The 26,576-nt window shown below is 64.4% G+C and carries 23 protein-coding genes; 11 read left to right on the top strand and 12 right to left on the bottom strand.

Annotated elements, in window-relative coordinates:
- Positions 1 to 4 precede the first annotated feature (4 nt).
- Together AAFG16_RS11965 and AAFG16_RS11960 are read right to left on the bottom strand one after the other, a co-directional pair.
- Positions 5 to 829 carry an aspartate dehydrogenase gene (locus tag AAFG16_RS11965; RefSeq protein WP_342739260.1) on the bottom strand — a complete coding sequence of 275 codons (825 nt, stop codon included), beginning with the start codon at positions 827 to 829 and terminating at the stop codon, positions 5 to 7.
- A gap of 37 nt (positions 830 to 866) precedes the next feature.
- Complete coding sequence (locus AAFG16_RS11960) at positions 867 to 1,784, bottom strand: LysR substrate-binding domain-containing protein (protein ID WP_342739259.1); 918 nt, start codon at positions 1,782 to 1,784, stop codon at positions 867 to 869.
- Between the two features lie 280 nt (positions 1,785 to 2,064).
- On the opposite strand from AAFG16_RS11960, the gene AAFG16_RS11955 reads away from it, so the two are divergent.
- The gene (locus AAFG16_RS11955) at positions 2,065 to 3,363 is read left to right on the top strand and encodes an MFS transporter (protein ID WP_283084727.1); all 1,299 of its coding nucleotides are present in this window, start codon (positions 2,065 to 2,067) and stop codon (positions 3,361 to 3,363) included.
- Positions 3,364 to 3,384: 21 nt separating this feature from the next.
- A complete protein-coding gene (locus tag AAFG16_RS11950; RefSeq protein WP_342739258.1) occupies positions 3,385 to 4,458 on the top strand; it encodes a tartrate dehydrogenase in 1,074 nt (357 codons plus the stop codon).
- Between the two features lie 149 nt (positions 4,459 to 4,607).
- Here the strand turns inward: AAFG16_RS11950 and AAFG16_RS11945 are convergent, their stop codons facing one another.
- The gene (locus AAFG16_RS11945) at positions 4,608 to 5,549 is read right to left on the bottom strand and encodes a tetratricopeptide repeat protein (protein WP_342739257.1); all 942 of its coding nucleotides are present in this window, start codon (positions 5,547 to 5,549) and stop codon (positions 4,608 to 4,610) included.
- 1 nt (position 5,550) lies between these two features.
- Positions 5,551 to 6,201, bottom strand: coding sequence for a FecR family protein (locus AAFG16_RS11940; RefSeq protein WP_342739256.1), 651 nt, complete (start codon positions 6,199 to 6,201; stop codon positions 5,551 to 5,553).
- Between the two features lie 480 nt (positions 6,202 to 6,681).
- Here AAFG16_RS11940 and AAFG16_RS11935 point away from each other — a divergent pair, with 480 nt between their 5' ends.
- On the top strand, positions 6,682 to 10,719 hold the full coding sequence (locus tag AAFG16_RS11935; RefSeq protein WP_342739255.1) for a VCBS domain-containing protein: 4,038 nt from the start codon (positions 6,682 to 6,684) through the stop codon (positions 10,717 to 10,719).
- Between the two features lie 37 nt (positions 10,720 to 10,756).
- Here the strand turns inward: AAFG16_RS11935 and AAFG16_RS11930 are convergent, their stop codons facing one another.
- Together AAFG16_RS11930 and AAFG16_RS11925 are read right to left on the bottom strand one after the other, a co-directional pair.
- Entirely contained in the window at positions 10,757 to 11,692 is a 936-nt protein-coding gene (locus tag AAFG16_RS11930; RefSeq protein ID WP_342739254.1) for a LysM peptidoglycan-binding domain-containing protein, read from the bottom strand.
- A 151-nt stretch (positions 11,693 to 11,843) separates the two neighbouring features.
- A complete protein-coding gene (locus AAFG16_RS11925; RefSeq protein ID WP_342739253.1) occupies positions 11,844 to 12,464 on the bottom strand; it encodes an ABATE domain-containing protein in 621 nt (206 codons plus the stop codon).
- 128 nt (positions 12,465 to 12,592) lie between these two features.
- Here AAFG16_RS11925 and AAFG16_RS11920 point away from each other — a divergent pair, with 128 nt between their 5' ends.
- Positions 12,593 to 13,444, top strand: a complete 852-nt coding sequence (locus AAFG16_RS11920; protein ID WP_342739252.1) for an alpha/beta hydrolase — start codon at positions 12,593 to 12,595, stop codon at positions 13,442 to 13,444.
- 69 nt (positions 13,445 to 13,513) lie between these two features.
- Here AAFG16_RS11920 and AAFG16_RS11915 read toward each other — a convergent pair whose 3' ends face one another.
- Positions 13,514 to 14,233: a hypothetical protein gene (locus tag AAFG16_RS11915; RefSeq protein WP_342739251.1), complete on the bottom strand. Its 720-nt coding sequence runs from the start codon at positions 14,231 to 14,233 to the stop codon at positions 13,514 to 13,516.
- A 286-nt stretch (positions 14,234 to 14,519) separates the two neighbouring features.
- Between AAFG16_RS11915 and AAFG16_RS11910 the strand changes: the two genes are divergently transcribed.
- Positions 14,520 to 15,443 carry an ABC transporter ATP-binding protein gene (locus tag AAFG16_RS11910; protein ID WP_342739250.1) on the top strand — a complete coding sequence of 308 codons (924 nt, stop codon included), beginning with the start codon at positions 14,520 to 14,522 and terminating at the stop codon, positions 15,441 to 15,443.
- The gene (locus AAFG16_RS11905) at positions 15,440 to 16,201 is read left to right on the top strand and encodes an ABC transporter permease (protein ID WP_342739249.1); all 762 of its coding nucleotides are present in this window, start codon (positions 15,440 to 15,442) and stop codon (positions 16,199 to 16,201) included. Before AAFG16_RS11910 ends, AAFG16_RS11905 begins: the two co-directional genes overlap by 4 nt.
- A 119-nt stretch (positions 16,202 to 16,320) precedes the next feature.
- Here AAFG16_RS11905 and AAFG16_RS11900 read toward each other — a convergent pair whose 3' ends face one another.
- Positions 16,321 to 16,644, bottom strand: coding sequence for a hypothetical protein (locus tag AAFG16_RS11900; RefSeq protein WP_342739248.1), 324 nt, complete (start codon positions 16,642 to 16,644; stop codon positions 16,321 to 16,323).
- A gap of 360 nt (positions 16,645 to 17,004) precedes the next feature.
- Here AAFG16_RS11900 and AAFG16_RS11895 point away from each other — a divergent pair, with 360 nt between their 5' ends.
- Positions 17,005 to 17,784, top strand: coding sequence for a L,D-transpeptidase (locus tag AAFG16_RS11895; protein WP_342739247.1), 780 nt, complete (start codon positions 17,005 to 17,007; stop codon positions 17,782 to 17,784).
- A 38-nt stretch (positions 17,785 to 17,822) separates the two neighbouring features.
- Here AAFG16_RS11895 and AAFG16_RS11890 read toward each other — a convergent pair whose 3' ends face one another.
- A complete protein-coding gene (locus tag AAFG16_RS11890) occupies positions 17,823 to 19,079 on the bottom strand; it encodes a hypothetical protein (protein ID WP_342739246.1) in 1,257 nt (418 codons plus the stop codon).
- A gap of 373 nt (positions 19,080 to 19,452) precedes the next feature.
- On the opposite strand from AAFG16_RS11890, the gene AAFG16_RS11885 reads away from it, so the two are divergent.
- Complete coding sequence (locus tag AAFG16_RS11885) at positions 19,453 to 20,310, top strand: alpha/beta hydrolase (RefSeq protein ID WP_283084714.1); 858 nt, start codon at positions 19,453 to 19,455, stop codon at positions 20,308 to 20,310.
- Between the two features lie 141 nt (positions 20,311 to 20,451).
- On the opposite strand, the gene AAFG16_RS11880 is transcribed toward AAFG16_RS11885, so the two are convergent.
- Positions 20,452 to 22,731, bottom strand: a complete 2,280-nt coding sequence (locus tag AAFG16_RS11880) for a fused MFS/spermidine synthase (RefSeq protein WP_342739245.1) — start codon at positions 22,729 to 22,731, stop codon at positions 20,452 to 20,454.
- Here AAFG16_RS11880 and AAFG16_RS11875 point away from each other — a divergent pair.
- Positions 22,730 to 22,981: a hypothetical protein gene (locus AAFG16_RS11875; protein WP_342739244.1), complete on the top strand. Its 252-nt coding sequence runs from the start codon at positions 22,730 to 22,732 to the stop codon at positions 22,979 to 22,981. The two genes, AAFG16_RS11880 and AAFG16_RS11875, sit on opposite strands and share 2 nt — an antisense overlap.
- A gap of 13 nt (positions 22,982 to 22,994) precedes the next feature.
- A complete protein-coding gene (locus tag AAFG16_RS11870) occupies positions 22,995 to 24,605 on the top strand; it encodes an NAD(P)/FAD-dependent oxidoreductase (RefSeq protein WP_342739243.1) in 1,611 nt (536 codons plus the stop codon).
- A gap of 293 nt (positions 24,606 to 24,898) precedes the next feature.
- Here AAFG16_RS11870 and AAFG16_RS11865 read toward each other — a convergent pair whose 3' ends face one another.
- Positions 24,899 to 25,063, bottom strand: a complete 165-nt coding sequence (locus AAFG16_RS11865; protein WP_283084711.1) for a Flp family type IVb pilin — start codon at positions 25,061 to 25,063, stop codon at positions 24,899 to 24,901.
- A gap of 154 nt (positions 25,064 to 25,217) precedes the next feature.
- Between AAFG16_RS11865 and AAFG16_RS11860 the strand changes: the two genes are divergently transcribed.
- Entirely contained in the window at positions 25,218 to 26,105 is an 888-nt protein-coding gene (locus AAFG16_RS11860) for a 50S ribosomal protein L11 methyltransferase (RefSeq protein WP_342739242.1), read from the top strand.
- A 128-nt stretch (positions 26,106 to 26,233) separates the two neighbouring features.
- Here the strand turns inward: AAFG16_RS11860 and AAFG16_RS11855 are convergent, their stop codons facing one another.
- Positions 26,234 to 26,419 (bottom strand): hypothetical protein, encoded by a 186-nt coding sequence (locus AAFG16_RS11855; protein ID WP_342739241.1) that lies wholly within the window; start codon positions 26,417 to 26,419, stop codon positions 26,234 to 26,236.
- Between the last annotated feature and the right edge of the window lie 157 nt (positions 26,420 to 26,576).

Genomic DNA, 26,576 nt, shown 5'->3' with positions numbered 1-26,576 from the left:
AAGTTCACGTCCCCACGCAAAGCGTGGCGCGCTGCTTGCGCAGCAGCGCGATCACGGACAGCGCGGTGATCATCCCGGTCTTGGGATTTTCGGACGGGACGTTCTCGATGCCCATCGAGAACCGCGCCGAATCCGCTTCGACCTCGATGCGATGGACATTGCGCGTCACGGTGGGATCGGCCCAGACCTGCATCTGGGTGCGATCGGGTCCGATGCCCGCCAGCGACAGCGCAACGGCGACGTTGACGTTCGCCGGAAAGCCTTTTGCGGCCTCGCGCGCGCTGCCCTCGAACAATTTCAGCGGCTCGCGCAGATTGTCGATGTCGATCTTGTTCTGGACGATGAACGGCGCGCCCCTCAGGCCGTCGATCGGCTTGCGCGTCACCATCTTCACTGAATGGATGGTCCCGACCGCGGCGGCGTTGACGGCATCGAGCCCGATCAGCGCGCCGGTCGGCACCAGGATGCGGCCGCCATTGGCACGGGCGAGATCGACCAGGTCGAAATTGTCGAGCAGGCCGCCGACGCTGACCACGACCGCCGCCTTGCCGCGCTTCACCGCGGGCTCGACGATCGAGCGCAGATGGTTGCTCGGCGCGCATTCGACCACGATGTCGGCGGCGTCGCCGAGCTGGTCGATCGGCATGACTTTCGGCTGATGGCGCAGACCATTGAGGAAGGCCTGATGCTTGGCGGGATCGCGCACGGCCACCGCGGACAGCGCCAATCCTTCGATGCCCTGATCCAGCGCGGTCGCGATCTTGGTGCCGATCGAGCCCAGCCCGGCGATGGCCACCCGCAACTCGTTCGACGCTTTCTGTTCAGTCATCGCATCCACCTTTGATCCAAGCCTACGTCATAGCCCCTCACGCCTCCCGCGCATAGCTGCGCAGGCGCGTCTCCAGCACCGCCAGCATGGCATCGCGCGCCGGATCGCGCGAGCCGCGCAGCCAGGCCGCCGCCAGCGGCAGCCGGCCGACCGGGCCGGTCTGCCTCAGTCGCAGCGGCACGAAGCGCACGCCCGACACCGCCATCCGCGTGGTCCAGCGCGGCACAATGGCGACCCCGAGCTTGGTTGCGACCAGATTGATGATGGTCTGCTTCTCGTCGGCGACCTGGACGATGCGCGGCATCAAGCCGGCCTGCTCGAACAGCTTGATGGTGAGGTCGTGGCTGTGCGGCCGCGAACGGCGGTCCGGCACCAGCATCGCCTCGTCGGCGATGTCGGCCAGCGAGATCGATTTGCGCGCGGCCAGCGCGTGCCGCTGCGGGAACGCCACGATGGCGGTCTCCTGGAGCAGGTCGCGGAATTCGAGCCGCTTGTCGGCGCGGCCGGGCGGACGGACGAAGGCGAGATCGAGCGCACCGGTCAGGATCTTCGGCAGCAGCCGGACGGTCTTGTCCTCGAGCAGCTGCACCGCGATCTCCGGATGCCTGGCGCGGAAATCGCGCAAGAGCGGCGGCAGGAGCCCGGCTGCCGCACTGTCGATGGCGCCGACGCGGAGCCGCCGGGCAGTGCTTGCACGCGAGCGGCTGCGCAAATTGCTTTCGACCGCCTCGACCCTGGCGAGGATGGCGCGGGCATCGCGCAGCAGCGTCGTGCCGTCTTCCGTCAGCGACACCGCGCGCGTCGTCCGCGCGAACAGGCGCGTGCCGAGGTCCTCCTCCAGCAGCCTGATCTGCCGGCCGAGCGCGGAGGGCAGCATCTGGAGCTGCTGCGCCGCGCGGCCGAAATGCAGCTGCTCGGCCGCCGCCACGAAGCATCGAAGCTGATGCAATTCCATTCCTGGTCCTCACTCTCGCCCTGGGCGATCGCATTGTATGAGGACGTCATGGCCGGGCTTGTCCCGGCCATCCACGCCTTTCCCTGCAGCGCGAAGAACGTGGATGCCCGGGACAAGCCCGGGCATGACGCTGGGGGAGCTTCAGTGCGCCCAACACCCACCTTACGCGCCTTCCGGGATTATATCATTTTTTTGTATAAACCAGCGCCAATTGAGTCCCTCTCCTGCCCTCGCTTAGGCTCCACCGCATAACGAAGAACCAGAACCTGAGGAGGCCAGGGTGGCGAGCGAGATTCAGACGCGCGTGCTGCGCAAGATCACCTGGCGCATCGTTCCCTTCATCATGCTGCTGTACTTCGTGGCCTTCATCGACCGCGTCAACATCGGCTTCGCCTCGCTGACGATGAACAAGGACATCGGCCTGTCGCCGGCGGTCTACGGCTTCGGCGCCGGCATCTTCTTCTGGGGCTATTTCCTGTTCGAGGTGCCTTCCAACATCATCCTGCACAAGGTCGGCGCGCGGATCTGGATCGCGCGGGTGATGATCACCTGGGGCCTCGTCTCGGCCGCGATGGCGTTCGTGCAGGGGGCGACCAGCTTCTACATCCTGCGCTTCCTGCTCGGCGTCGCCGAAGCCGGGTTCTTCCCCGGCATCATCCTCTACCTCTCCTACTGGTTCCCGGCGCGCCAGCGTGCCGCGGTGACCGCGCTGTTCATGGCGGCAGCCCCGCTCTCGACCGTGCTGGGCTCGCCGATCTCGGGCGCGCTGCTGGAGATGGATGGCCTGTTCGGTTTCAAGGGCTGGCAATGGCTGTTCGTGCTGGAGGCTTTGCCGGCCGTGCTGCTCGGCTTCGTCGTGCTGGGCTTCCTGACCGACCGGCCCGAGAAAGCAAAATGGCTCGCCGAGGACGAGCGCCGCTGGCTGGTCGAGACCATGAATGCGGAGACAACCAGCAAGGCCGCGACCGCAAGTCACAGCATCTGGCGGGGCCTCGCCGATCCACGCGTGCTGGCGCTGTCGCTGATCTATTTCGGCACCTCGGCCGGCCTCTACACGCTCGGCGTCTGGGCGCCGCAGATCATCAAGCAGTTCGGCCTGTCCTCGCTCCAGGTCGGCTTCCTCAACGCATTGCCGGCAACCGCCGCCGTCGTCGCCATGATCCTGTGGGCACGGCATTCGGACCGCACCGGCGAACGCACATGGCACGTCGTCTGGGCCTGCCTGATCGCTGCTGCGGGCCTCGCCTATGCCGGGCTTGCTGCCGGCGTCGTCGCCGTGCTGGTCGCACTCACGCTGGTCAATATCGGCATCTCCTCGGCCAAGCCGCCGCTGTGGAGCATGCCGACGCTGTTCCTGTCCGGTCCCGCGGCCGCAGCCGGCATCGCCACCATCAACTCGATCGGCAATCTCGGCGGCTTCGTCGGGCCCGCCATGATCGGCTGGATCAAGGACCAGACCGGCAGCTTTGTCGGCGGGCTCTATTTCGTCAGCGGTTTGCTCGTTCTCTCGGCGGTCCTGACCCTGCTATTGTCGCGCGCGAAAACCGCGCCCGTCGAACCCGTCCCGCAATCCCACTGACACCCCAAACGGAGCATCTTCATGCGCACCCATTCGATCGCAGCCATTCCCGCCGACGGCATCGGCCCCGAGGTGATCTCGGCCGGCGTCCGCGTGCTGGAGGCTCTGGCAAAACGCAGCGGCGACCTCGCCTTCAACGTGAGGACGTTCGACTGGGGCTCGGACTATTACAAGAAGCACGGCGTGATGATGCCGGCCGATGGACTTGCTGAACTCAAGAAGTTCGACGCGATCTATTTCGGCGCGGTCGGCGCACCCGACGTGCCCGACCACATCACGCTGTGGGGCCTGCGCCTGCCGATCTGCCAGGGCTTTGACCAATACGCCAACGTGCGGCCGACCAAGATCCTGCCGGGCGTCGCCTCGCCGCTGCGCAATGTCGGCGTCGGCGATCTCGACTGGGTGATCGTGCGCGAGAATTCGGAAGGCGAATATGCCGGCATGGGCGGCCGCGCCCATAAGGGCCTGCCGGAAGAGGTCGGCACGGAAGTCGCCGTGTTCACCCGCGTCGGCGTCACCCGCATCATGCGCTATGCGTTCCAGCTCGCGCAGTCGCGGCCGCGCAAGTTCCTGACGGTCGTGACCAAGTCGAACGCGCAGCGCCACGGCATGGTGATGTGGGACGAGATCGCCGCCGAGGTCGCCACCGAATTCCCTGACGTCGCCTGGGACAAGATGCTGGTCGACGCCATGACGGTGCGCATGACCCTGCATCCGAAGAGCCTCGACACCATCGTCGCGACCAACCTCCACGCCGACATTCTCTCCGATCTCGCCGGCGCACTCGCGGGCAGCCTCGGCGTGGCACCGACTGGCAACATCGATCCGCAGCGCCGCTACCCCTCGATGTTCGAGCCGATCCACGGCTCGGCCTTCGACATCACCGGCAAGGGCATCGCCAACCCGGTCGCGACGTTCTGGACCGGCGCGCAGATGCTCGAGCATCTCGGCGAGAAGGACGCGGCTGCGCGGTTGATGAAGGCGGTCGAACGCGTCTGCGCCGCCGGCGTGCTGACGCCCGATGTCGGCGGCAAGGCGACGACGAAGGAAGTCACCGACGCCGTGATCGACGCGATCCACGGGTCGAATGTGTAGCTGCCCTGGAGAGCACGGAACCGGATATTGGATCCGAGGGGGAGGCTTGGTGCGAGAGCGTCAAGCCCCTTCCAAACCTTGCGTCTCGAATGGCTCAGAAACTTCTGGTCGATGATTCCCAGGCGAATTTCAGCGGACCAATCCTGACGTCACCGCACGCCAAGGCGGGCGAGCTCGTCGCCGACCTTGGCGTTGATGAGCCTGGCCGCCGAGACGTCGCGATCGCCGGCTTTATCTCCCTGCCTGAGCCTGGCCAGTCCGCGCCCGTAGAGCGCGCTTGCCAGATTTGGCGCCGTACCCAATGCCGAATTGTAGTCGTCAATGGCCGCGGCAAGTTGGCCCATCTTCAAGTGGATCAGCGCACGCGAATCGTATGTCGCGGCATCGTTCGATCCTGACTGAATGGCCCTGTCGCAGTCGTCGAGCCCGGCTTGGAGATCGCCGATGATCGCCCGGGTCCAGCACCGTCCGCTCCTGGCCAACGTCAAATCCGGATCGAGGCGGATGGCCTCGTCGAAATCCCGCAAGGCCTGATCATACTGGCTCAGCTTAAGGCGGGCCTCCGCACGATTGGCGAAGGCGCTGCCATAACCGGGATTGAGCCTGATCGCCGCATCGAAAGCCTTGATCGCCTCGTCATACGCGCCCTTCCTCAAGTAGGCCACGCCGCGATTGTTCACCGGCTTGGCGTAGCCTGACGCCAGTTCGATCGCTTGACCGAAATCGCTGATCGCACGATCGTACTCGGCCGTCGCGATGTAGGCGTTGCCACGATTGTTGAAAGCAACGGCCAGCGCGTCCGCCCGGACATCTCCCGAATTGATGAGCACGGTACAGGCGGCAACCCGGGCCTCGGCCGGGATGCGGTCCGCTCCGTTGCACTGCTCAATAGTCTTGAGGCGGCTATTCTTCTGCGGCTGTTGCGCGCCCACCGGCGATCCGAGCAACAGCAGGGCGAGAATCAGGGCGAAGCTGTCGATGACGGTGGCTCTCAAGGCCATGTCCGGATCAGGCTTCGCCGAAACGAGCGGAACTCCGACTTGGACGTTTCGCGCGCCGCGATGGAAGAGGAGAGGACGCCCGAAGATCACTTCAGCATCCCCGGCAGATGTTCAGCCTGGGACGGCTCTCCTGGTCGGGCTGCCGCACCGGGGCGCTGACGTGCTTCTTGAGCAATTTGCTCTTGCCCTCTTCGATGAGCGTCGAAAAATTGACAGCGCCGTCGTCCGAAATTTCGATGTGCGGCGTGGTGCCGCGGATTCCCATGGTTGCAACGGGCGTATCGACTTTCATGTCGCCGGTCTTCGCGACCTGGCCAGCGACAAATGTGGCCGTTCCTTTCGTGAGATTGAAAAACGACGAGTTGGACTTGCCGGCCGGTTCGTACACGTACTCATCCAGAGTCATGCGAGCATTGCTCGACAGATTGAACGACGAACCATCGCTGAAATTGATGCTGATCCGACTGTCCGCATCGGTGCGCACTACGTCGCGCAGATACACGGTATCGCCGACCTTGGTTTGAGCAACCTGATCGGGAAGGTTCGCCTGGACGACGACCGCACCTGCGTGCTCGATCGTGACCGAACCCGTGACGGCCACGACCTTTCCGATCGGTTGTGGCGCAACGTCCTGAAGGCCGGGCCTCACGGGATTGACTTGAGCCTGCGCCGGCGCAGCAAGAACCGTCGCGAATGCCCAGGCTAAAGCAGCCATCAACGCCGCAATTGTGTGCCCGCACATGACCCGCCCTTTCCGAGAAGATCTTGTCAGCGTGCCCGCTCAATGGGTCTGTAAACCCTGGCCAAGCCCGCACGTCGTGCATCGTCAGCATCTACGGCCCGGATCGGTCCCGCGGACCAGCCCTCCAGAGGGAGTACTTCTTTTTTGCCATCGATTTTAGGCCCAAGGCCGTTTGCCTCACCGCGGAAAGTAAGCGACATTTCGCGGAACTCAACGTCAACTGTTCTTGAGAGACGAACGCGCGTCGAGACGCCGCATCTCGCGTGAGCGTGTCGTCGTCTTGGCTATACCCGCGGAGATCGGGTCTTTTCATCAAGCGTTTTCGGCGTGCAGGCCTGGGTTGCCACGCCAGTATTGCCCCGGTGGCGTAGGCAAAACCGACAAGAAGACTGAGGCACCGCGCCGAGTCCGAATGAGTCGGCATGCGAGGCCAAACCAATGTTCGTTGCTTTGAGCGTTGACCCCCGGAATGGGGCTGTTATGGCCCTGCCTCTCCAGATCATCGGCACAGTTCAGGCCGTGTTCGGTTACGCGACCCTCAGGCGCGACAACGGCGCGGCGATTAAGGTCAGAGTTGGCGACCTTGTCTGTCGCGGTGACGTAATCGAGACTGCTGCCGATGCGCAACTCGGAATCCGGCTGCTCGACGACACGGTATTCAACGTCTCCAGCGGAGCTTGCATCGAGCTTCGCGAATTCGCCTGCGATGTCCCCGGCTCTTCGCGTTCGACCGTCGTTGCGGTCACCAGGGGGAGCTTTGCTTTTGCCGCCGGGCGGTTGGCAAGCAGTGGCGCCCTGACGGTCGACACGCCCTTCGGAAGCGTTCGCGGCCGCTCCCATGCGAGCGGGTTCGGCATCCTGACGATGGCGGCGTTGACTTTCTCGATGATCAACGACGCACAAGCCACAGACCCAGACGCCACGATTCTGGATGACGACCAAGTCACCTACAAGGACCTTCAGCACGGCGTCTTCGAGCTCATCACCAAGGAGCAGGTGCCGCGACACATCATCGTCGATGATCCTGGCGAGACGATTGTCGTAAAGAGGATCGGCTCCTCGGTCAGCGTGAGCCAGGTTGCGAACAGTGCCGCACGGATGGAAGAGTTGCAGGCGGCCCAACATGACGTGCTCGCCAATCTCACGCGAGGGCCGACAGGATCGAGCACACCTCCTTTCGGCGAGTCACTCTCGGTGCAGCATATCAATTTCACGTCGCACGACTCGACTAGGCCGCAAGACCTGCTTCCGCCACTGCCGCCGTTCGACATCCCTGTTCCCATCATCATACATCCGCCGCCATCCCTGGGCGTGCCAGCCGGACCGGTCGAAGTCGACACGATCCATTTCGACCAGTTCACTACGGCGAGCGGTACTTTCACGGCCAGCAGTTCCGAGACCGGCGCCGTACTGGCCTTCGGCCTCAGCGGAGGAACATCCGGCAGCACGACGCTGAATGGAGTGACCTACAATCTTTCGCAGACGGGTCCCTTTGGCACCCTTTTCCTGAACAGCACGTCCGGCGCCTACGCCTTCGTTCCAAACAACGATGCAATCAACGCCCTGCAATCGCCGACGACGACGAGCTTCCTCATCACAGTTTCGGACGGCTCGCTCTCGGTGAGTCAGGCCTTCACGATCAACATCAACGGCGCCAACGACGCAGCCATCATCTCAGGCAACGTCAATGGCACGGTGGCGGAGGCAGGCGGTGCCGCCAATGCGGCGCCTGGCGCGCCAACGGCAACCGGCACGCTCACGGATGTGGACGTCGACAACCCGGCCAATACGTTCACGGCGGTCAGTTCGCCGACCAGGAGCACGGGTGGCTACGGCTTCTTCACGGTCACGACAGCCGGCGTGTGGACCTACACGCTCGACAACGCCAATCATGCGGTCCAGGCCCTCAACGTCGGGGATACCCTGACCGACACCTTGACGGTGACCAGCGTCGACGGCACCCCGCAGGTCGTCACGGTCACGATCCATGGCAGCAACGACGCCGCCATCATCTCCGGCACCACCGCCAGCGCTGTTACCGAAGCCAGCAGCACCTCGCCTGGTACGTCGATCGCGACGGGCATGCTTGCCGATGTCGACGTCGACAATCCGTCCAACACCTTCGTCGCGGCCGGCTCGCCGACGGCGAGCGTGGGCGGCTACGGCAGCTTTACGATGACAGCCGCCGGCGTGTGGACCTACACGCTCGACAATGCCAACACCAAAGTACAGGCGCTCAACAACGGCCAGACGCTGACCGACAGCTTCACGGTAACCACGGTCGATGGCACCGCACAGGTGGTGACGATCACCATCAACGGCAGCAACGATGCGGCCGTCATTTCCGGACAGACGGCCGGTTGCGTGATCGAGGCCGGGGGCATCGCCAACAGGAAGCCCGGGATGCCGGTCGCCTGCGGTACACTGACCGACACCGACCCCGACAATCCGCCGAACACATTCGTCGCGGTGAGCTCGCCAAAACCAAGCGCAGGCGGCTTCGGCACCTTCACGATGACGGCGTTTGGCACGTGGACCTACACGCTCGACAACGGCAACAGCGCCGTGCAGGCGCTCAATGCCTGCGGCACGCTGACCGACACATTCACCGTGACGACCATCGACGGTACGCCGCAGGTGGTGACCATCAAGATCTTCGGCACGAATGACGCCGCCATCATTTCCGGTACCACGACAGGCTCGGTGCTCGAGGCGGGCGGAATTTCACCCGGCAGGCCAGTCGCGGTTGGCACGCTCACCGATACCGATGTCGACAATCCGGCCAACTGCTTCACCGCCGTAACCTCGCCGACTGCAAGCGACTGCGGCTTCGGTACCTTCACGATGACGGACGCCGGCGTATGGACCTATACGCTCGACAACTGCAACAGCGTGGTCAACGCCCTCGATGTCGGCGATACGCTCAGGGATCATTTCACGGTGACGAGCATCGACGGCACCAGGCAAGAGGTGACGATCTCGATCCATGGCGCCAGCGACGGCGACCCCAACGACTTCGACAATCTGGCCACAGGGACGACCGTGGTATCGGATCCTCCGTTCGTCTACGGGACCCCCAGACACGATAGCATCGCTGGCGGTGGCAACATCACCCAGATCGTCTACGGAGGCGCCGGCAACGACACCCTCAACGGCACCGGTGTGAATGACGCCATCTTCGGCGGCTCGAGCAACGACACGATCAAGGGCAACAACGGAGATGACGCCATCTACGGCGGCTCGGGACAAGACACGATCGACGGCTGCAACGGCAACGACACCATCATCGGCGGGTTCGGTGCGGACAAGCTCACCGGCGGCAACGGCAAGGACGTCTTCGTTTATCTGTCGGCGGTCGATTCCAGAGCGGGCCGGTTCGACACCATCAACGATTTCGCATCGGGATGCGACAAGATTGATCTGACGGCTCTCGGCGCGCTCGGATTTGTGATCCTGGCCTTGAACTTCGCAGGCACGTCCGTTCCGGCGCGTACCATCGCCTGGCTGTACGACAGCTCGGCCAATGAGACCGTCGTCTACGTCAATCCGACCGACCAGACCCTTCGGATCGGGGATTCCAGCCTGGTGGAAATTCATCTGCAGGGGATCACGAGCATCGACTCGTCGGATTTCATCGTCGACCCGACCGCCGCGCCGGCGGCGGTCATGGCGGACGCGATCGTCCCAACCGCGATGACGCAAAGTGACACGACCGTCGTCGCGGCCAGCACGTCCAGCCTCGCGACCGACACGACGGCCGAGACCCTCCCCGTCGATCAGATCTCAGCGGCTCAAGCAGCCAACGTGAGCCATAGCAACGATGCCGGCCAAAGCCGGACCGGGCCGAGCGAGCATCCCAGCTCTTCCGGCTCGGACGGGACTGCGACACCCAGCCTCGTGGAAATGGCGAGCGTTTCGTCATTGGCCGACTTCAAGTTCGTCTTTGAGCAAATTGGGAAAGACGACAACAACCATCCGAAAGCGATCAGTCCGATCAGCACCTCAACCGAAAGTCATTCGGGACTGGAAGTTCCTTCCAGCACACCGGATGGCTTCCTCTTTGCATCCGCCCAACACACCAACAGCGGCAGCGCTGCCGAGGCGCCTGGTGATGCGAGCGCCGCCGATACCGGGGGCGCGCTTGACTCCAGCCCGTCGAACGAGTCCGCGAAGGGCAGCAACGGTCATTCGAACTTGCATCAAGCAAACGGACACGGTCATGTCGCGGCTGAGGAGCCCGGCGCGTTTGATACTCGGCTGCATTCCAAGGCTAACGGCGCGTTCGGCTCAGAAGCAAATCCGCACGCAGCAGACAATTTTAAATTCCTGAATCCGGGTCACGAGAAATCGAGCACCACCTTCGTGGACGATCTTCCGTCAGCGCCCGACCGGCACGGACACGCGGGAGAAGCCAAGGGACATGCTGACGCGGCGCCAATGACCGAGGCTTCGCATACGGACAATGGTGCTCACAACGGACACGTCGACCATCCCGTGCAGCACGATCTCATCGTGTGAGGTTGGCTGCTCAGCAAGCTCCGAATCCGCGGGGACGCTAACGCCGGCTTGGCGGCGTCGCCATCGCAGCGGCCGGCTCGGGCGGCGTCAGGTGGCGCGGGACGATGATGGTCTGGCCTGGCGTGAGCTGCGCGTTCTCTGCGAGCGAGTTGCTCTGCGCGAGCGTCCACAGCGGCACGCGGTTGGCGGCGGCGATGCTCTCCAGGGTGTCGCCGCGGCGCACCGGCACCCGTATGCCGCTGTCCCATAACTCGACCAGCGTGTCCCCCGGCACGAGATAGCGCAGCGGCACCGCATCGGCCTGGGTCTGCGGCGGAATGCGCGGCAGCTGCGTCACCATCTCGATGATCTGGCGATGGATCTCGTCCGACTTCTCGATGTTGATATGCGAGACGCGCGCGTTTTCCTTGAGGTCGTAGCTCGCATAGTGACCGCGATAGCCGGGCACCGCCACGACATCGCCGCCGCCGAGCACGCTGTCGGACATGAAGATGTTGATGAAGCGCTCGACATTGAGCGGCACGTCGCCGGTCGCATGCGCAGGGTCGATAATGACCACGAGGCTGATCGGGATGTTCTCCTTGGCCGCCATCTCGGAGATCACGATCGAGCACAGCCCGCCCATGGAATGGCCGATCAGCACGATCGGTGCTGGGCTCTCCTTGTAGCTGGCGATGGCCCGGTTGCCGATCAGCCGGCAGATGGTGAATTCGTAGACATCCGCCGAGAAGCCCGCCTTGGTCAGCTTCTCGCTGAGCCGGTCCATGCCGGTCGAGAAGATCGGGCCCATGGCGCCGCGAAACAGGTAGATCTTTGGCGGCGCCAGCGGCGCGAAGGGCGCGGCAGGCGGTGCCGCGGGCACGGCCGGGACCGCCGCCGGCTTCGACTTCGCCGGTGACGCCGCAGCGACGACCGGATTCAAGGCGAGCAGCGCCAACGCTGCCAGCACGACGAGCCGCCTCAAATCCATCATCAGTTGAGCAGTCCCACCACAGGAGGTACGGACCTCCGCCAAACCGGCTCATTGACAACCGATTTGGTGGATTTTGGGGCGCGGGAACAGGGGCGCGACGCACCGACACACTGGATCAAAGGTCCGTGACCGGTTGGACGAGCAGGGCTCGTCACTGCCGGTTCTTGAGCCGGCTGCGATGCGCGGCCTGCTTGGCGCGGTTGCCGCAGATCGCCATCGTGCACCATCGCCGCGCCCGCCTGCGGGTGTGGTCGGCGAACAACATTGTGCAGTTATGGCCCTCGCACGCCTTCACGTCGGAAAAGTCTTCCTCGCAGACGAATGTCGCCATCGCCTCCCCGATGGGCAGCAGCAGAGATTCAGCCGATCGCCAGCGTCGCATCCTTTGCAGCACGAGACCGTCACCCCGCTCACCACGGCGCGGCACGATCTGCCGGAACGTCTCATCGCGCTCCAGGACGCTGTTGAGCGGGCCAAGCTCGTGCAGCGCCTTCGCCGTCAGCGGCCGGCCCTTATGCTCCAGAACAAAGCCCCTGAACCACTCGCGCAGGGCGCGGGCCAGATCAGCGACCTTGTCCAGCTCGCCCGGCCTTGCGCGCGCCGCCAGCGCGTCCAGTTCCTCCGCCGGCGCCAGCTTCGCCTGCGCCAGCCAGTCGATCAGGCCAACGCCGTCGTCGAGCCAATCGACGGGCGTGTCGACCGGCGTCGCCACCGAGTTGAGAAAATCGAGGCCGAGCGAGTCGGCGATGAACATGGCGGGCGGGCGGTCCATGAGCGGGTCCCTGGAGTGCCGTGGGAGGCAATCGGTAAGTAACCCGTAAAATGATGATTGACAAGTTATTAACGATGCGAGTAACCTAAGTTTGTCGATTTAACAGGTTACACGAATTGGAGACGGTCATGAGCCCGACCAGCTACCGCACGGCAGACGTCGATGGCTTCAAGGTGTTCTATCGTGAGGCTGGCTCGAAAGGCGCGCCGAAGCTTCTGCTGCTGCACGGCTTCCCGAGCGCCGGCCATATGTTCCGCGACCTGATCCCGCTGCTCGCCGACAAGTTTCATATCGTCGCGCCCGATCTTCCCGGCTTCGGCCAGTCCGACATGCCGTCGCGCCAGGACTTCGTCTACAATTTCGAGAACATCGCGCATGTGATCGAGCGCTTCACCGAAGTGATCGGCTTCGATCGCTTCGCCATCTATGTGTTCGACTATGGCGCGCCGACCGGCTTCCGGCTCGCGCTTAGTCATCCCGAGCGGGTCACGGCGATCATCTCGCAGAACGGCAATGCCTATGAGGACGGCCTCAGCGATGGCTGGACCCCGATCAAGGCCTATTGGCAGGACCCCTCGCCGGCGAACCGCGAGGCGCTGCGTGCCTTCCTCACGCCGGAGGCGACGCGCTGGCAGTACACCCATGGCGTCCCCGATCCGGCCCTGGTGTCGCCGGATGGCCAGAACCTCGACAATTTCTACCTGGCGCGCCCGGGCTCGGATGACGTGCAGCTCGACCTGTTCGGCGATTACAAGAGCAACGTCGCGCTCTATCCGCTATTCCAGAGCTACTTCCGCACCCGCAAGCCGCCGTTCCTGGCAGTGTGGGGCAAGAACGATCCGTTCTTCATTCCGCCCGGCGCCGAAGCCTTCAAGCGCGACAATCCCAATGCGGTGGTGCAGTTCTTCGACACCGGCCATTTCGCGCTGGAAACGCATGCGCGCGAGATCGCGGACGCGATCCGCGTGTTTCTGGCGTAACGGGAGCCGATGCGAAACGGCCGCGGCGTCGCAACGCCGCGGCCGCCGAGCATCACGGGAGAAGAGACTTCAGTTCCGCGCCGGAGCCGCAGCCGCCGCCGAGCGCGCGGGCCGCGGCGCGCCGGGTTCGGCGACGGGTGCAGCCGGGGCGCGCGAGCGCATGATTGCGGCGTCGATCTCGGCGATGACGCGGCGCTGGATCGCCTCGCTCTTGTCGATCGAGATGTGGCCGACGCCGGTGCCGCGGACGTCAACATTGTCGAGCTTGCCGCGGAGGCCCGCCGCGGCGCGCACCGGCTCGCCGGGACCGTCGCCGATATAGATGTTGATGTAGCGCTCCGCGCCGGTCGAGAGCCTGGTCTTGAACACGGAGTCGAGGCCGATCGCGAGCTTCACGGGAACGCCGAGCTGGTTGAGCTTGGCGATCATGTCGGGCAGCGCGGTTGCGCCGGAGGAATGACCGACCAGGATGATGGTCTTGAGGCGGCCGGCCTTGTAGTCGGTCGCAGCTTCATCGGCGAGCGAGGACCAGGACACGAAGTTGGCAACGGTCACCGGGATGCCCTGCGCCTGGAGGCGGGCGCCGATGGTGTCGAGGCCCAGCGAGAAGATGTTGAGCACGCCGCGGAGCAGGTAGACATGCGTGGTCGCGACCGCGGCCTGACTCGGGGCCGCCCGGGCGGTGGTCGGGCTAATGGCAACAGCTGACAGCAGGAGCAGGCCCACCATCCACAGGCGGAGGGCGGACAACTGGCTGGCGCCGGCGGTGTGACGGCCGTTCGGTCTCATCGATGTTTTCCCTGGGAACAATACGCTTTGCGATTAGCCGGAATCGTAGCCACGGCCCGCTCGCGGACGCAACAAAGAGGCGCGTGAGTGGCAATCTTAGCGGCAAGCCGTGACCATCGCGCAACACTTACCCGAAACCTGCCCCTCAAGGGCCCGTTTTGAGGCCATTTTTCTCCGGGCAATTGCGACCGGGCAAGGCCATTCCTATCTCAGGGCACCGCTGACCCGCCTCCCGGCAGGTTCCAGCCCCCTTCCCCAACCTTTGCCCCTCAGCCTTGCGGCCATCATGTCATCCATCATTTCCGTCGCCAATCTGTCGAAGACCTATGGGTCCGGCTTCAAGGCGCTCAAGAACGTCAACCTCGACATCAAGCGCGGCGAGATCTTTGCGCTGCTCGGGCCGAACGGCGCCGGCAAGACCACGCTGATCTCGATCATCTGCGGCATCGCCAATCCCAGCGAAGGAAAGGTTCTGGTCGGCGGCGAGAACATCCAGACCTCATACCGCAAGGCGCGCTCGCTGATCGGCCTGGTGCCGCAGGAATTGCACACCGACGCGTTCGAGAGCGTGTGGGCGACGGTGAGCTTCTCCCGCGGCCTGTTCGGCAAGCCGAAGAACCCCGCCCATATCGAGAAGGTGCTGAAGGACCTCTCGCTGTGGGACAAGAAGGACAACAAGATCATCACGCTCTCCGGCGGCATGAAGCGCCGCGTGATGATCGCGAAAGCGCTGTCGCACGAGCCGCAGGTCCTGTTCCTGGACGAGCCCACCGCCGGCGTCGACGTCGAGCTGCGAAAGGGCATGTGGGAGGTGGTGCGCACCCTCCAGCAGTCCGGCGTCACCATCATCCTCACCACGCATTACATCGAGGAAGCCGAGGAGATGGCCGACCGCATCGGCGTCATCAACAAGGGCGAGATCGTGCTGGTCGAGGACAAGGCGACCTTGATGCAGAAGCTCGGCAAGAAGCGGCTGACGGTGCATCTGCAAGGCAAGATCGCCTCGCTGCCGGAGAGCCTCGCGCATTACGAGCTCGACCTCTGCAACAATGGCGCGACGCTGGTTTACGACTACGACACCAAGGGCGAGCGCACCGGCATCACCAGCCTGCTCAGCGACCTCCGCACCGCCGGCATCCGCTTCAACGATCTCGACACGACGCAATCGTCGCTCGAGGACATCTTCGTCGACCTCGTGAGGACGTCATGAATCACCGCGCCATCCGCGCCATCTACCTGTTCGAAATGGCGCGCACCTGGCGCACGCTGCTGCAAAGCATCGTCTCGCCGGTGGTCTCGACCTCACTTTATTTCGTGGTGTTCGGCGCGGCGATCGGCTCGCGCATCAGCCAGGTCGAAGGCGTCAGCTACGGCACCTTCATCGTGCCGGGCCTGATCATGCTCTCGGTGCTGACGCAGAGCATCGCCAACGCCTCGTTCGGCATCTACTTCCCGAAATTCACCGGCACGATCTACGAGATCCTGTCGGCGCCGATCTCCTATTTCGAGATCGTGCTCGGCTATGTCGGCGCCGCCGCGACCAAGTCGATCATCCTGGGCCTGATCATCCTGGCGACAGCCGGGCTGTTCGTGCCGCTGCACATCCATCATCCGGTCTGGATGCTGGCCTTCCTGGTGCTGACGGCGGTGACGTTCAGCCTGTTCGGCTTCATCATCGGCATCTGGGCCGACGGCTTCGAGAAGCTGCAGATGATCCCGATGCTGGTGGTGACGCCGCTGACCTTCCTCGGCGGCAGCTTCTATTCCATCGACATGCTGCCGGCGGGCTGGCGCACGGTCGCGCTGCTCAATCCGGTCGTCTATCTGATCTCGGGCTTCCGCTGGAGTTTTTACGAAATCGCCGACGTCAGCGTGTCCGTCAGCATCAGCATGACGGTGGCTTTCCTGGTGGTCTGCCTCGCCATCATCTGGTGGATTTTCCGCACCGGGTACCGGCTGAAGAATTAACCTCTGCCGTCATTCCGGGGCGCCCGAAGGGCGAGCCCGGAATCCATTCATCCACTGACGTTGCCGTTCGATGGATTCCGGGCTCGCGCTGCGCGCGCCCCGGAATGACGGCGATGGATTCAGCGATAGCAATGGAAGCGGTGATAGCCGTCATAGTACCCGCGGCAGTGACGGTAATGACGGTGCGGGATGCCGAACACGCCCTCCACCGCACCGACGGCGCCGCCGACACCAGCGCCGACCGCACCACCGACCACGCCGCCCACGGGACCAGCGATCCGGTTACCTTCATACGAGCCTTCCTGGGCGCCCCGCACGATGCCCTGGGCGTGGCCGGCGTGCGGCAGCGCCAACAGCGCGAGCAGGATGGCGGCGACTGCGAACAGCAGGCGGGCAGGCAAGCCGGCCGGCAGGGCTGCGGCGGCGATACGGGCTTTGTTCATCTTCAATCCCAAGGAGTGTTTGGCGGCGAACGCCGCCTGTCGAGGCCGGCGACAATCAACGTTCGAAACGGCCAAATGGTTGCGCCTTTGTGACGAATTGTCGGCGTTATGAATGCGCATCCGCTCGCGAAAATGTCAGCATCGCCGCCAGCCACGTGGCACAAAGCGGCCTTGCTTACATCACGCATCACGTTAACGATGGCTCGGCGGGCCGCTGGAACGAAAGCCGGATTGCAGGCATATTGCACGCCGGGGGACGGTGAGCCGCGGTGTTATTGTTTGAGCATGATCTTTCGGAAAACCGCTACACACTTTTCCGGATTATGCTCTAGCGTGAACAGGCCGGAGGCCAGACGTCAGATGCGTTCATATTTCATCGCTTTTGCTTCGTTGATGCTTTTGAGCGCGGGCACCGCGCAAGCCAAGGTCGACATCACCATCGACAAGGACAATCAGCAGATGACCGTCGTCGTCGACGGCGTGACCCGCTATCACTGGCCGGTGTCGACGGGCATTCCCTCGCGCGAGACTCCAGCCGGTTCGTTCCGCGCCTTCCGCATGGAAGAGGATCACTTCTCCAAGGAATTCGACGACGCGCCGATGCCGCATTCGATCTTCTTCACCAAGGTCGGACACGCCATTCACGGCACCGACTCGGTCGGCCGTCTCGGCTCACCGGCCTCGCATGGCTGCGTGCGGCTGTCGCGCCAGAACGCCTCGACGCTCTACGCGCTGGTGCAGCAGCAGGGCGTACTCAACACCTCGGTGACGCTGACCGGCTCGGCGCAAGTGGCGCTGGCGCGCAACCCGCGCGGCCGCAATGCCAATGCAGTGGCGCGCGGCCAGCAGCCTGCCGAAGAGCAATACGCCACCTCAGGCGATCCCGTGAATCTGGCGCCGCCGGCGCAGCCCGCCCGCCGCTACATGCCGCAGGATGACAACTACATCTATCCGGCCGACGGCAGCGACACCGGCGCACGCTATCCGGCGCCGCGCTCTGCCGGCCGCCCGCTCTATGACGCGCAGGTTTATCAGCAGCAGCAGCCGCAGCAGTATTACAATCAGGGCTACGGCCAGCAGGGCTACTATCAGCCGCAGCCGCGGCAGTATTATCAACCGCGCGGCTACTATCAGAACTGACGTTGTTATTTGAGCATGATCCGAGTCCAGATCATGCGCTATCTGAACGCGGCCTCGCCGCGTTCGACGATCTTCCGCGCGGCATCGACGAAGGCACGGGCGACCGGCTCGAGGATATCGGGCCCGGTCGCAGCAAGATCGTCCGACGGCGTATGGAACGTCCGATGGCGGCCGGCCATGCCGAGGAAATTGGCGTAGCCCGCGGCATGCACGTCGCGCAGCTCGCCGACAGCCTGCTTCTCCGTCACCAGCCGCTTTGCCTCGACTCTTGCGAAAGCCTCGTCGGTGAGCGCGACGGCCGATTTGCTCAGCACGAGATAGCGCTCCTCCTCAGGCCGATCGGTGCGGGCTCCTTCCGCAAAGGCGTAGCAGGCGTTCGACGAGCCGAAGTGAATCCAGGCCAGCGTGTCCTTCGGCGCCGGCGCGCCGTGCTTCAGGAACAGCTCCATGCCGCCATGGCCGATCTCGTGGCCCGCGGTGGCGATGAAGACGAAATGCGCCGGCCATTTCTCCGCGGCGACGGTGCGCGCGAGCGCGAGGAAGTTGGCGATGCCGGGGCCGCGTTCGCACACGCAGCTGTACCAGCCGGTCATCGGCGTGGAGACGACGATGGTCGGGCCGGTGCCGATCGCGGCGACGACGTTGCGGCCGGCGACATCGCGTTCGTAATGGCCCTTGACGTCAAGGGTGACAGGCGCGCCTGACGCGAGCGCGCGCTCGAACGTCGGGCGCGATTTGGCGCCGACCACGATCACCGGCACCGGCCAGGGCGCATCCTCCTGCGTGACGTTGTAGGCAAAGCGGTCGTCGGCGGGATTGCCGATCGTCAGGAGGATCGCCGCAGGCTTCTTCGCTGCGGCTTCGGCAATCGCCGCGCGATGGGCGGGGCCGAGATAGGCGCCGCGATCGAACGGCAGCTCGAGCAAGAGGATCTTTCCGGCGACATCGCCATCGCGCGCGAGCGGCGCGGTGAGATGGAAGCTCGCCTTGTCTTCCGGCGGCCACCAGAACGGCATCGCCTCCACGCGCGTGCCTCCGGCCTCGGTGCTGGCCTGCTCGACGACATATTGCCGGCCGAGCACGACAGGCTGGAAGCTGACGTCAAACCCCGCCTGCTTCATCTCGCCGGCGATCCAGTCCGCGGTGGCGCGATCGCCGGCCGAGCCGAAGCGATGCAGGCCGAAGGATGAATAGCGCGTGACGTCTTCGTAAAGACTGGCCCCCGAAAGCACATCCTTGGCTGCCGCCTGCTCAACCATGAGAACTGCCGCCATCGCGATGAAGATGCGCTGCATGTGAGTCGTCCCGGAACCGATCCCGCCCGCGGCCAGTCTCGACCTTCCGCCGCCGCCGTCAACCGCCTTCGCTCGCCGGCATGAGCGGCGCCCGGATCTGGCATTGCCACTGTCGGCCGCGGGACATCGCACCAGCCGGCGGGCATGGCTGCCTGGAAGGCAATTCCCTCACTTTTGCGAGAGAATCTTGTCTCCCGCCGTCGCGCCGACGGCCGGTCATCCAGCTGTAAAAACCCCGCAATACCGTCCGGCTCATTCATTGAGCTGAGACGTCCGGCGGGGAGTGTTGCGGTTGGCCCGGAATTTGTGCCGGGCATGATTCATGCGACGGCCCCCGCCCGCAGGATTGAGATCACCGGATGCGGAGACTGTCATGAAGCGAGGCCTTGCCGTTTTCGCCTCAGCCGCGGCGCTGATGGCCTTCACCTATTTCGTTGCCGGCAAATGGGCGATCCACCACACCACCATTGGGATGGCCGACATCCTGCGCGGCGACCGCGACGTGACCGTCGAGGTCTCTGTCCGCCGCGACCGCGAGATCCAGTCGATGGCTGAAATGATCGACCTGCCGGTCGTCATCCTCAGCCACGGCAACACGGTCAAGCACACCGAGTATTCGTTCCTCACCAACACATTCGCCGCGCGCGGCTATCTGGTCGTGAGCATTCAGCACGATCTTTCGACCGACGATCCCATGGTGACCAAGGTCGACGAGGAATATGTCGGCCGCCGCTCGCAATACAATCGCGGCATCGCCAACATCCTGTTCACGATCGACCGCCTCAAGCAGCTCTACCCGAACGCGGACTACCGCCATCTGACCCTTGTCGGGCATTCGAACGGCGGCGACATCTCGATGTATTTCGCCAAGCTTCATCCGGAGTTGGTGAAGAAGGTCGTTACGCTGGACAATCTGCGCGTGCCCTTCGTCACCGACGGCAGGATCAAGATCTTGTCCTTCCGCTCGAAGGATCCGCAGTTCAAGCCCGATCCCGGCGTCGTCCCCGACGACGAGACCTGCGCCAAAGCGGGCATCCAGGTGGTGAAGACCGAATTCCAGCACAACGATCTCAGCGACCGCGGCTCGGACCAGGTGAAGGGCTTCATCGAAGGCGCGCTGCACGACTTCCTCAACGAGCTCGGCGAGGACGACAGCCCGTTCAACATGCCGCGCCTCAGCAAGCCGCGCCCGACCATCGACCAGCTGGCGGCTGCGGTGCCGGACCGTTGAGCGCGCGGCCTTGCGCCTCTCGTGTCCCGGACGCGGCGCGGCATGAAATGACGCGACGCAGAGCCGGGATCCAGAAAGATGGGCCCCGGTTCTGCAGCGCACCGCTGCGCGCTGCGCCGCGTCCGGGGCACGAGAGCCCGATCACTCCCCGTCCCTTATCCGCCGGTACAGCGCGCCCAAGATGTTGGAATAATCGTCGGTCCAGACCCGCACCCTGTCGTCGGCTTCGGTTTCCTCCCATTGCTTGGAGGATGCGATCCTGCCGACGTCGTCCGCATCGCGCGCGGAAATGACGACGTCGGTGGAGAAGATGTAGTCGGAATCGCGGCCCGAATCCTCGTTGTAGACCCAGCTCCTCAAGTCGTTGGCGTCGGCGATGCCGACCACGACGGGCTCCAGATCGAGATGCCGGTTGGAGACGTGCATCACGACGGCGCCGTGCGGGGCGAGCTTGTCCTTGTAGATCTTCATCGCCTCTTCGGTTGCCAGGTGAATCGGGATCGCGTCCGACGAATAGGCATCGACGATGATGAGGTCGTAGGCGCCGTCGGGCTCTTTCGCGAAGGTGAGACGCGCATCCCCGATCACCGGCTTCAGGTCGGGCAGGCAGCTCGAGATGTAACGAAAATTCTTCGGATCGCGCGCCGCATCCACCATGGACTGGTCGATCTCGAAGAACTTCCAGTCCTCGCCGGGTTGGGCGGCGCAGGCGAGCGTGCCCGAGCCGACGCCGATTGCGGCGACCTTCAGCGGGCCGCCCTTGCGCTCGCGCATCGCGGTGACGGCCTGACCGATGCCGCCGTCCTTGTGATAATAGGTGATCGGCTCCGGCCGACCGGCAACCGGCGTGCCGTCATTGTTGAGGAAGCGCTCGGCGCCGTGGATGGTGGTCCCGTGCATCAGCACGTGGAAATAGCCGCCGGGCGTCACCACGATCTTGTGCACGCCGAAGAAGCTGCGCACCGTCGTGACGCGACCCTCGTCGGCGGGATAGACGCGGATCAAGGCCAGCGCCAGCGCGACGGTCGCAAAAATCTTCCAGCGGTCCGCATTGAATGTCAGCGCCAACAGGGCGGCAAGCACACCGACGCCGCCGGCGACCCAGACGCGGTGATCCTCGAACCAGGTCGACAGACTGCCCGTGGTGGTGGACGGCACAACCAGCGCCACCGCGAGCGCGGCGAGCACCAGCCAGTACCATTTGACGATACCGGCGAGACGCTCGCTGACGGGCGGCCGGCACAGCGCGGCAAGCGCGACCAGGATCGGATATTCGGCGATCCACGAGAAGGTGAAGGGAGCAACGAGGCCGGCAAAGAGCCCGCCGACCATGCCGCCGAACGACAGCGCGACATAGAAGCCGGTGAGAGATTTGGCGGCCGGCCGGGTCCGCGCCAGCTCGCCATGGCAGGCCATCGCGATGACGAAGAAGCAGAGCTGGTGACCGCCGAGGGTCAGCAGCAGGTTCTGCTCGCCGCCGAAAGCCAAGAGGACGACGACGCCGGCAATCGCGACCGGCTGGAGCATCAGCATCCATTTGTGCGGCAACAGCGGCCGCGACTGGAACACCACTACCCAGGTGAGCAGATACAGCGAGAGCGGCAGCACCCACAAAAGCGGCGCCGCCGCGACGTCGGTCGAGATGTGTGCGGTGACGGCGATGAGCAGGCCGGACGGCACCGCGGCGAGGAAGATCCAGCGCAGCCGGGTCAGCAGATCCGGCGCCGGCGCATTGATCTCCTCGGTTTGCGCATCGACCACGGGCAGCCTCGGCGAGCGCAGCAGCAGCACGCCGCAGCCGCCAATCAGGAGGATCAAGAGGCCGTAGCCGCCGGTCCAGAACCGGTTCTGCGTGTGCAGCGTGAACATCGGCTCCAGCAGGAACGGATAGGACAACAGCGCGAGGAAGCTGCCGATATTGGAGGAAGCATAGAGGAAATAGGGATCGTGGCCGGCGGGATGGCCGGTGCGGACGAACCAGGCTTGCAGAAGCGGGTTGTTGGCGGCGAGCGCGAAGAACGGCAGGCCGATCGAGACCACGAACAGGCCGAGCAGCCAGAATGCGTAGCCCGACGCCGGCGGCTCGCCATAGGCAGAGGCGATGCCGAGCGGCAGGGTGGCGAAGGCCGCGACCAGCAGCACCAGATGCACCACCACCGGAACGATGCGGTTCCTGACCTGCATCAACAGATGCGCGTAGGCATAGCCGGCGAGCAGCAGCGACTGGAAGAACACCATCGCCACCGACCACACCGCCGGCGAGCCGCCGAGCCGCGGCAGCACCATCTTCGTGAACAGCGGCTGCACCGAGAACAGCAACAGCGCGCTGACGAAGATCGCGGCGGTGTAAACCGTCAGCAGCAGCCGGTTGCGCGACGACGACGGCTGCTCCGTGGCGGCGGGTTGCACGATCGAATCCATGAAAGCTCCGGCAAAAGCGTTTTCCAGCGGAGTGGGCACCGGTTCGCGCGAGAAAACGCGTCGAATAACTCCCCCGGCGGGCGCCGGACCGCGCGCAATGGAGCACACCGCGCCTGAACGGGCAATAAAGGGGCACGTGATGTTGCAGCGGGGAATGCTTGATATAAGAGAGTCGTTCCGGGGCGATGCGCAGCATCGAACCCGGAACCTCGAGATTCCGGGCGCGATGCTGCGCATCGCCCCGGAATGACGACAGGGACATCATGACCGAAACCGACGTCGTCATCATCGGCGCTGGCCATAACGGCCTCACCTGCGCGGCCTATCTCGCGATGGCGGGCCTGCGCGTGCGCGTGGTCGAGCGCCGCAAGGTGGTCGGCGGGGCCGCTGTGACCGAAGAGTTTCATCCGGGTTTCCGCAATTCGGTCGCGGCCTACACGGTGAGCCTGCTCAATCCGCAGGTGATCCGCGACTTGGGCCTCGCCGAGCAGGGCCTGCGAATCGTCGAGCGGCGCGCGCAGAATTTCCTGCCTGCGCCTGATGGCAGCTATCTCCTCACTGGCGAGGGACGGACGAAGGACTCCGTTGCCCGACTCAGCGCGCGTGATGCGGAGGCGCTCGACGGGTTTTCGCGCGAGCTGGAGGACATCGCCGACGTGCTCAGGCAATTCGTGCTGCGCGCGCCGCCGAACCTGCTCGATGGGTTCGGCCCGAACGCGATCCGTGAGGCCGTGAACGCATTGCAGAGCGCCAACATCCTGCGCGGCCTCACATTGGAACAGAGCCGCAGCCTGCTTGACCTCTTCACCCGCTCGGCCGGCGAGATGCTGGACGAACGCTTCGAGCACGATCTGGTCAAGGCGCTGTTCGGCTTCGACGCCATAGTCGGCAATTACGCCAGCCCCTACGCCGCCGGCTCGGCCTATGTGATGCTGCACCACGCCTTTGGCGAGGTGAACGGCAAGAAGGGCGTCTGGGGCCACGCCGTCGGCGGCATGGGTGCGATCACGCAGGCGATGGCGCGCGCCGCGCAGAGCCGCGGTGTCGTGATCGACCTTGATGCCGGCGTGCGCGAGGTGATCGTCGAGCGCGACCGCGCCGTCGGCGTGGTGTTGGAGAACGGCACGGCCATTCGCGCGAAATACGTCGCGGCCAACGTCAATCCAAAGCTGCTCTACACGCGCCTGATCGCGGCCGATGCCCTGCCGGCGGAATTCCTCGCCCGTATCAGGCATTGGAAGAACGGCTCCGGCACCTTCCGCATGAATGTCGCGTTGGACCGCCTGCCCTCCTTCGCGGCGCTGCCGGGCGATGGCGATCACCTCACCTCGGGCATCATCATCGCGCCAAGCCTTCCGTACATGGACCGCGCGTATCTCGATGCGCGCGCGCAGGGCTGGAGCAGGTCACCCGTCGTCGAGATGCTGATCCCCTCGACGCTCGACGACACGCTCGCGCCGGAAGGCAAGCACGTCGCCAGCCTGTTCTGTCAACACGTCGCGCCGGAGCTGCCCGACGGAAAGTCGTGGGACGACCATCGCGACGAGGTCGCCGATCTCATGATCGCGACGGTGGACAAATATGCGCCGGGCTTTGCGGCAAGCGTGCTCGGCCGCCAGATCCTGTCGCCGCTCGACCTCGAACGGCAGTTCGGCCTCCTCGGCGGCGACATCTTCCACGGCGCGCTGACCTTGAACCAGCTGTTCTCGGCACGACCGATGCTGGGCCATGCCGATTATCGCGGCCCCCTCAAGGGCCTCTATCACTGCGGCTCCGGCGCACATCCCGGCGGCGGCGTCACCGGCGCCCCCGGCCACAACGCCGCGCAGACGATTCTGCGGGATCACCGCTCGTTGTTCGGAAGCCGTGGATAGGTCTGTGGATGGGCTGTGGACAGGCCGTTGGGAAAGCTGTGACAGACCGGCAGGCACCCCTCGCTGCAAGTCGGGCAAACCCTGTTGAAACGCCGTGGAAAGGCTGGGGATGACCGGCGGGATAACGGCGTTGACAGCATCAGGGAAAGGATGGGGACAGGCTGTGGCTTTCCTGTGAGAACCAGCCCCCAACAACGACCTCGCCCGCCAGAGGGCAATTCCCCCAGCGGGCGTTCGTCGAAATATGACTGTCCATGAAGAAAGGTGCCCCGCTGGGAAATAGGAGGCGGAAATTACTTCAAGGAGCTGCTAATCGAACCGAACTTCTCGTTCATCGTGGTGCCCAGGCTGTTCACCACGGTGATGATCGCCAGCGCGATACCGGCCGCAATCAGGCCGTATTCGATCGCGGTCGCACCCGATTCATCGGACCAGAACTTCAAAACCATGGACTTCAAGACTCGCCTCCGTTTCGATTTCAAGCTGTGTTGGTCAGCCCCAACATCCGAAAATCTACGGAGCCCGACCTGCAGTCGGGTTAATTGGCGAATTGCAAGTTGTATGAACTTTTGGAACAAAAGTTCAAAAAACTGAGCCTGACGGAACCTTAGCATGCAGCCTTCACCCACCCACCGCGCCAGCTTTTCGCTTGCCGACGAGACCTCGGCAAAGCGCGTCGTCGATCTGCTGACTGAGGTGTTTTTCGAGGGCGATGCGGCGGTCGCGGCGTTCGAGCGGCCGGACGGACGATGGGACGTCACACTGCATTTCGCCGACGCGCCGGATCAGGAATTGTTGCGCGAACTCGTTGCAACTTCAGCCGGAAATGAGATCGCCGCGACTCTCGTCTTCGATACGGTCGAAGCCAAGGACTGGGTCAAGGCGAGCCTTGAAGATCTCGTCCCGGTGCCGGCCGGACGCTTCGTCGTGCACGGCAGCCACGACCGCGACCGCGTCGCGCCGAACAAGCTCAAGATCGAGATCGAGGCGGCGCTCGCCTTCGGCACCGGCCACCACGGCACCACCCGCGGCTGTTTACTGTTGCTTGACCATGTCCTGAAGAGTTCCCGGCCGCGGAGCCTGCTCGACCTCGGCACCGGGACCGGCGTGCTCGCCATCGCAGCGGCGAAGGCGCTGCATCGCGCGGTACTGGCCTCCGACATCGACCCGCCCTCGGTGCGGGTGGCGGCCGAGAACGCGACGCTGAACGAAGTCGGCAATCAGGTCCGGGTGATCCGCGCGACCGGCTTTGCCGCACCCGATTTTGCCAGATCCGGCCCGTTCGACCTGGTGCTGGCCAACATCCTTGCCAACCCGTTAAGGCAATTGGCCGGCCCTATGGCGCGGCACCTCGCGCCCGGCGCCCGCGTCATCCTCTCCGGCCTGCTCACGCACCAGGCTCCCGCCGTGATCGCCGCCTACCGCGCGCGCGGCCTCGTGCCGCTCAGGCATCTGCGGATCGAGGGGTGGAGCAGTTTGTTGCTGCGGAAGGTGGGGTAAGCGAGGTGCCGTAGGGTGGGCAAAGCGACTTGCCCGCCACAGCTCGAAGAGCGACGGCGGGAGCGTGCCCACCATCTGTCGCCGCCGGAGAAAGATCGTGGGCACGGCGCTTTGCGCCTTTGCCCACCCTACGAAACTTCGCCCGGCTTCTCGTTCCGTTGCATCGCGCGCTCGCGCCGCAAGGCGCGCCTGGCGCGGCGCTCGGCGAAACGGTCAATCATCTGGCTGATGAGGCCGCGCGGCTTTTCAGGCTGTGTTGCGGCCGGGGCGCGGCGGGCCGGCGGCGTGATCTTCTCAAACGTGAACGCTGGCATCGTGTGTCCCCTCGCCGTTGAGATGAACCACTTGCTCGAATTTCCCTGTTATCCGGACGAAGCGCAACTGCTGCATCCTGTACTCCACTCAATTCGAATGGCACATTTTCAAGCACAGTCCATGCCAGATGCGGCGCAATTGCGTCCGGATTGCGGA

Source organism: Bradyrhizobium sp. B117 (assembly GCF_038969555.1).
In the GTDB taxonomy this organism is placed as follows: domain Bacteria; phylum Pseudomonadota; class Alphaproteobacteria; order Rhizobiales; family Xanthobacteraceae; genus Bradyrhizobium.
Note: the sequence above shows the minus strand (reverse complement) of the source record. Positions and strands in the feature narration are given on the sequence as shown.

Bases quoted from the DNA above. Each gene is read 5' to 3' on its own strand.
- AAFG16_RS11965 (WP_342739260.1), bottom strand. From the start codon at position 829: ATGACTGAACAGAAAGCGTCGAACGAGTTGCGGGTGGCCATCGCCGGG.
- AAFG16_RS11960 (WP_342739259.1), bottom strand. From the start codon at position 1,784: ATGGAATTGCATCAGCTTCGATGCTTCGTGGCGGCGGCCGAGCAGCTG.
- AAFG16_RS11950 (WP_342739258.1), top strand. From the start codon at position 3,385: ATGCGCACCCATTCGATCGCAGCCATTCCCGCCGACGGCATCGGCCCC.
- AAFG16_RS11940 (WP_342739256.1), bottom strand. From the start codon at position 6,201: ATGTGCGGGCACACAATTGCGGCGTTGATGGCTGCTTTAGCCTGGGCA.
- AAFG16_RS11935 (WP_342739255.1), top strand. From the start codon at position 6,682: ATGGCCCTGCCTCTCCAGATCATCGGCACAGTTCAGGCCGTGTTCGGT.
- AAFG16_RS11930 (WP_342739254.1), bottom strand. From the start codon at position 11,692: ATGATGGATTTGAGGCGGCTCGTCGTGCTGGCAGCGTTGGCGCTGCTC.
- AAFG16_RS11925 (WP_342739253.1), bottom strand. From the start codon at position 12,464: ATGGACCGCCCGCCCGCCATGTTCATCGCCGACTCGCTCGGCCTCGAT.
- AAFG16_RS11920 (WP_342739252.1), top strand. From the start codon at position 12,593: ATGAGCCCGACCAGCTACCGCACGGCAGACGTCGATGGCTTCAAGGTG.
- AAFG16_RS11915 (WP_342739251.1), bottom strand. From the start codon at position 14,233: ATGAGACCGAACGGCCGTCACACCGCCGGCGCCAGCCAGTTGTCCGCC.
- AAFG16_RS11910 (WP_342739250.1), top strand. From the start codon at position 14,520: ATGTCATCCATCATTTCCGTCGCCAATCTGTCGAAGACCTATGGGTCC.
- AAFG16_RS11905 (WP_342739249.1), top strand. From the start codon at position 15,440: ATGAATCACCGCGCCATCCGCGCCATCTACCTGTTCGAAATGGCGCGC.
- AAFG16_RS11900 (WP_342739248.1), bottom strand. From the start codon at position 16,644: ATGAACAAAGCCCGTATCGCCGCCGCAGCCCTGCCGGCCGGCTTGCCT.
- AAFG16_RS11895 (WP_342739247.1), top strand. From the start codon at position 17,005: ATGCGTTCATATTTCATCGCTTTTGCTTCGTTGATGCTTTTGAGCGCG.
- AAFG16_RS11890 (WP_342739246.1), bottom strand. From the start codon at position 19,079: ATGCAGCGCATCTTCATCGCGATGGCGGCAGTTCTCATGGTTGAGCAG.
- AAFG16_RS11885 (WP_283084714.1), top strand. From the start codon at position 19,453: ATGAAGCGAGGCCTTGCCGTTTTCGCCTCAGCCGCGGCGCTGATGGCC.
- AAFG16_RS11875 (WP_342739244.1), top strand. From the start codon at position 22,730: ATGAAAGCTCCGGCAAAAGCGTTTTCCAGCGGAGTGGGCACCGGTTCG.
- AAFG16_RS11880 (WP_342739245.1), bottom strand. From the start codon at position 22,731: ATGGATTCGATCGTGCAACCCGCCGCCACGGAGCAGCCGTCGTCGTCG.
- AAFG16_RS11870 (WP_342739243.1), top strand. From the start codon at position 22,995: ATGACCGAAACCGACGTCGTCATCATCGGCGCTGGCCATAACGGCCTC.
- AAFG16_RS11860 (WP_342739242.1), top strand. From the start codon at position 25,218: ATGCAGCCTTCACCCACCCACCGCGCCAGCTTTTCGCTTGCCGACGAG.
- AAFG16_RS11855 (WP_342739241.1), bottom strand. From the start codon at position 26,419: ATGCCAGCGTTCACGTTTGAGAAGATCACGCCGCCGGCCCGCCGCGCC.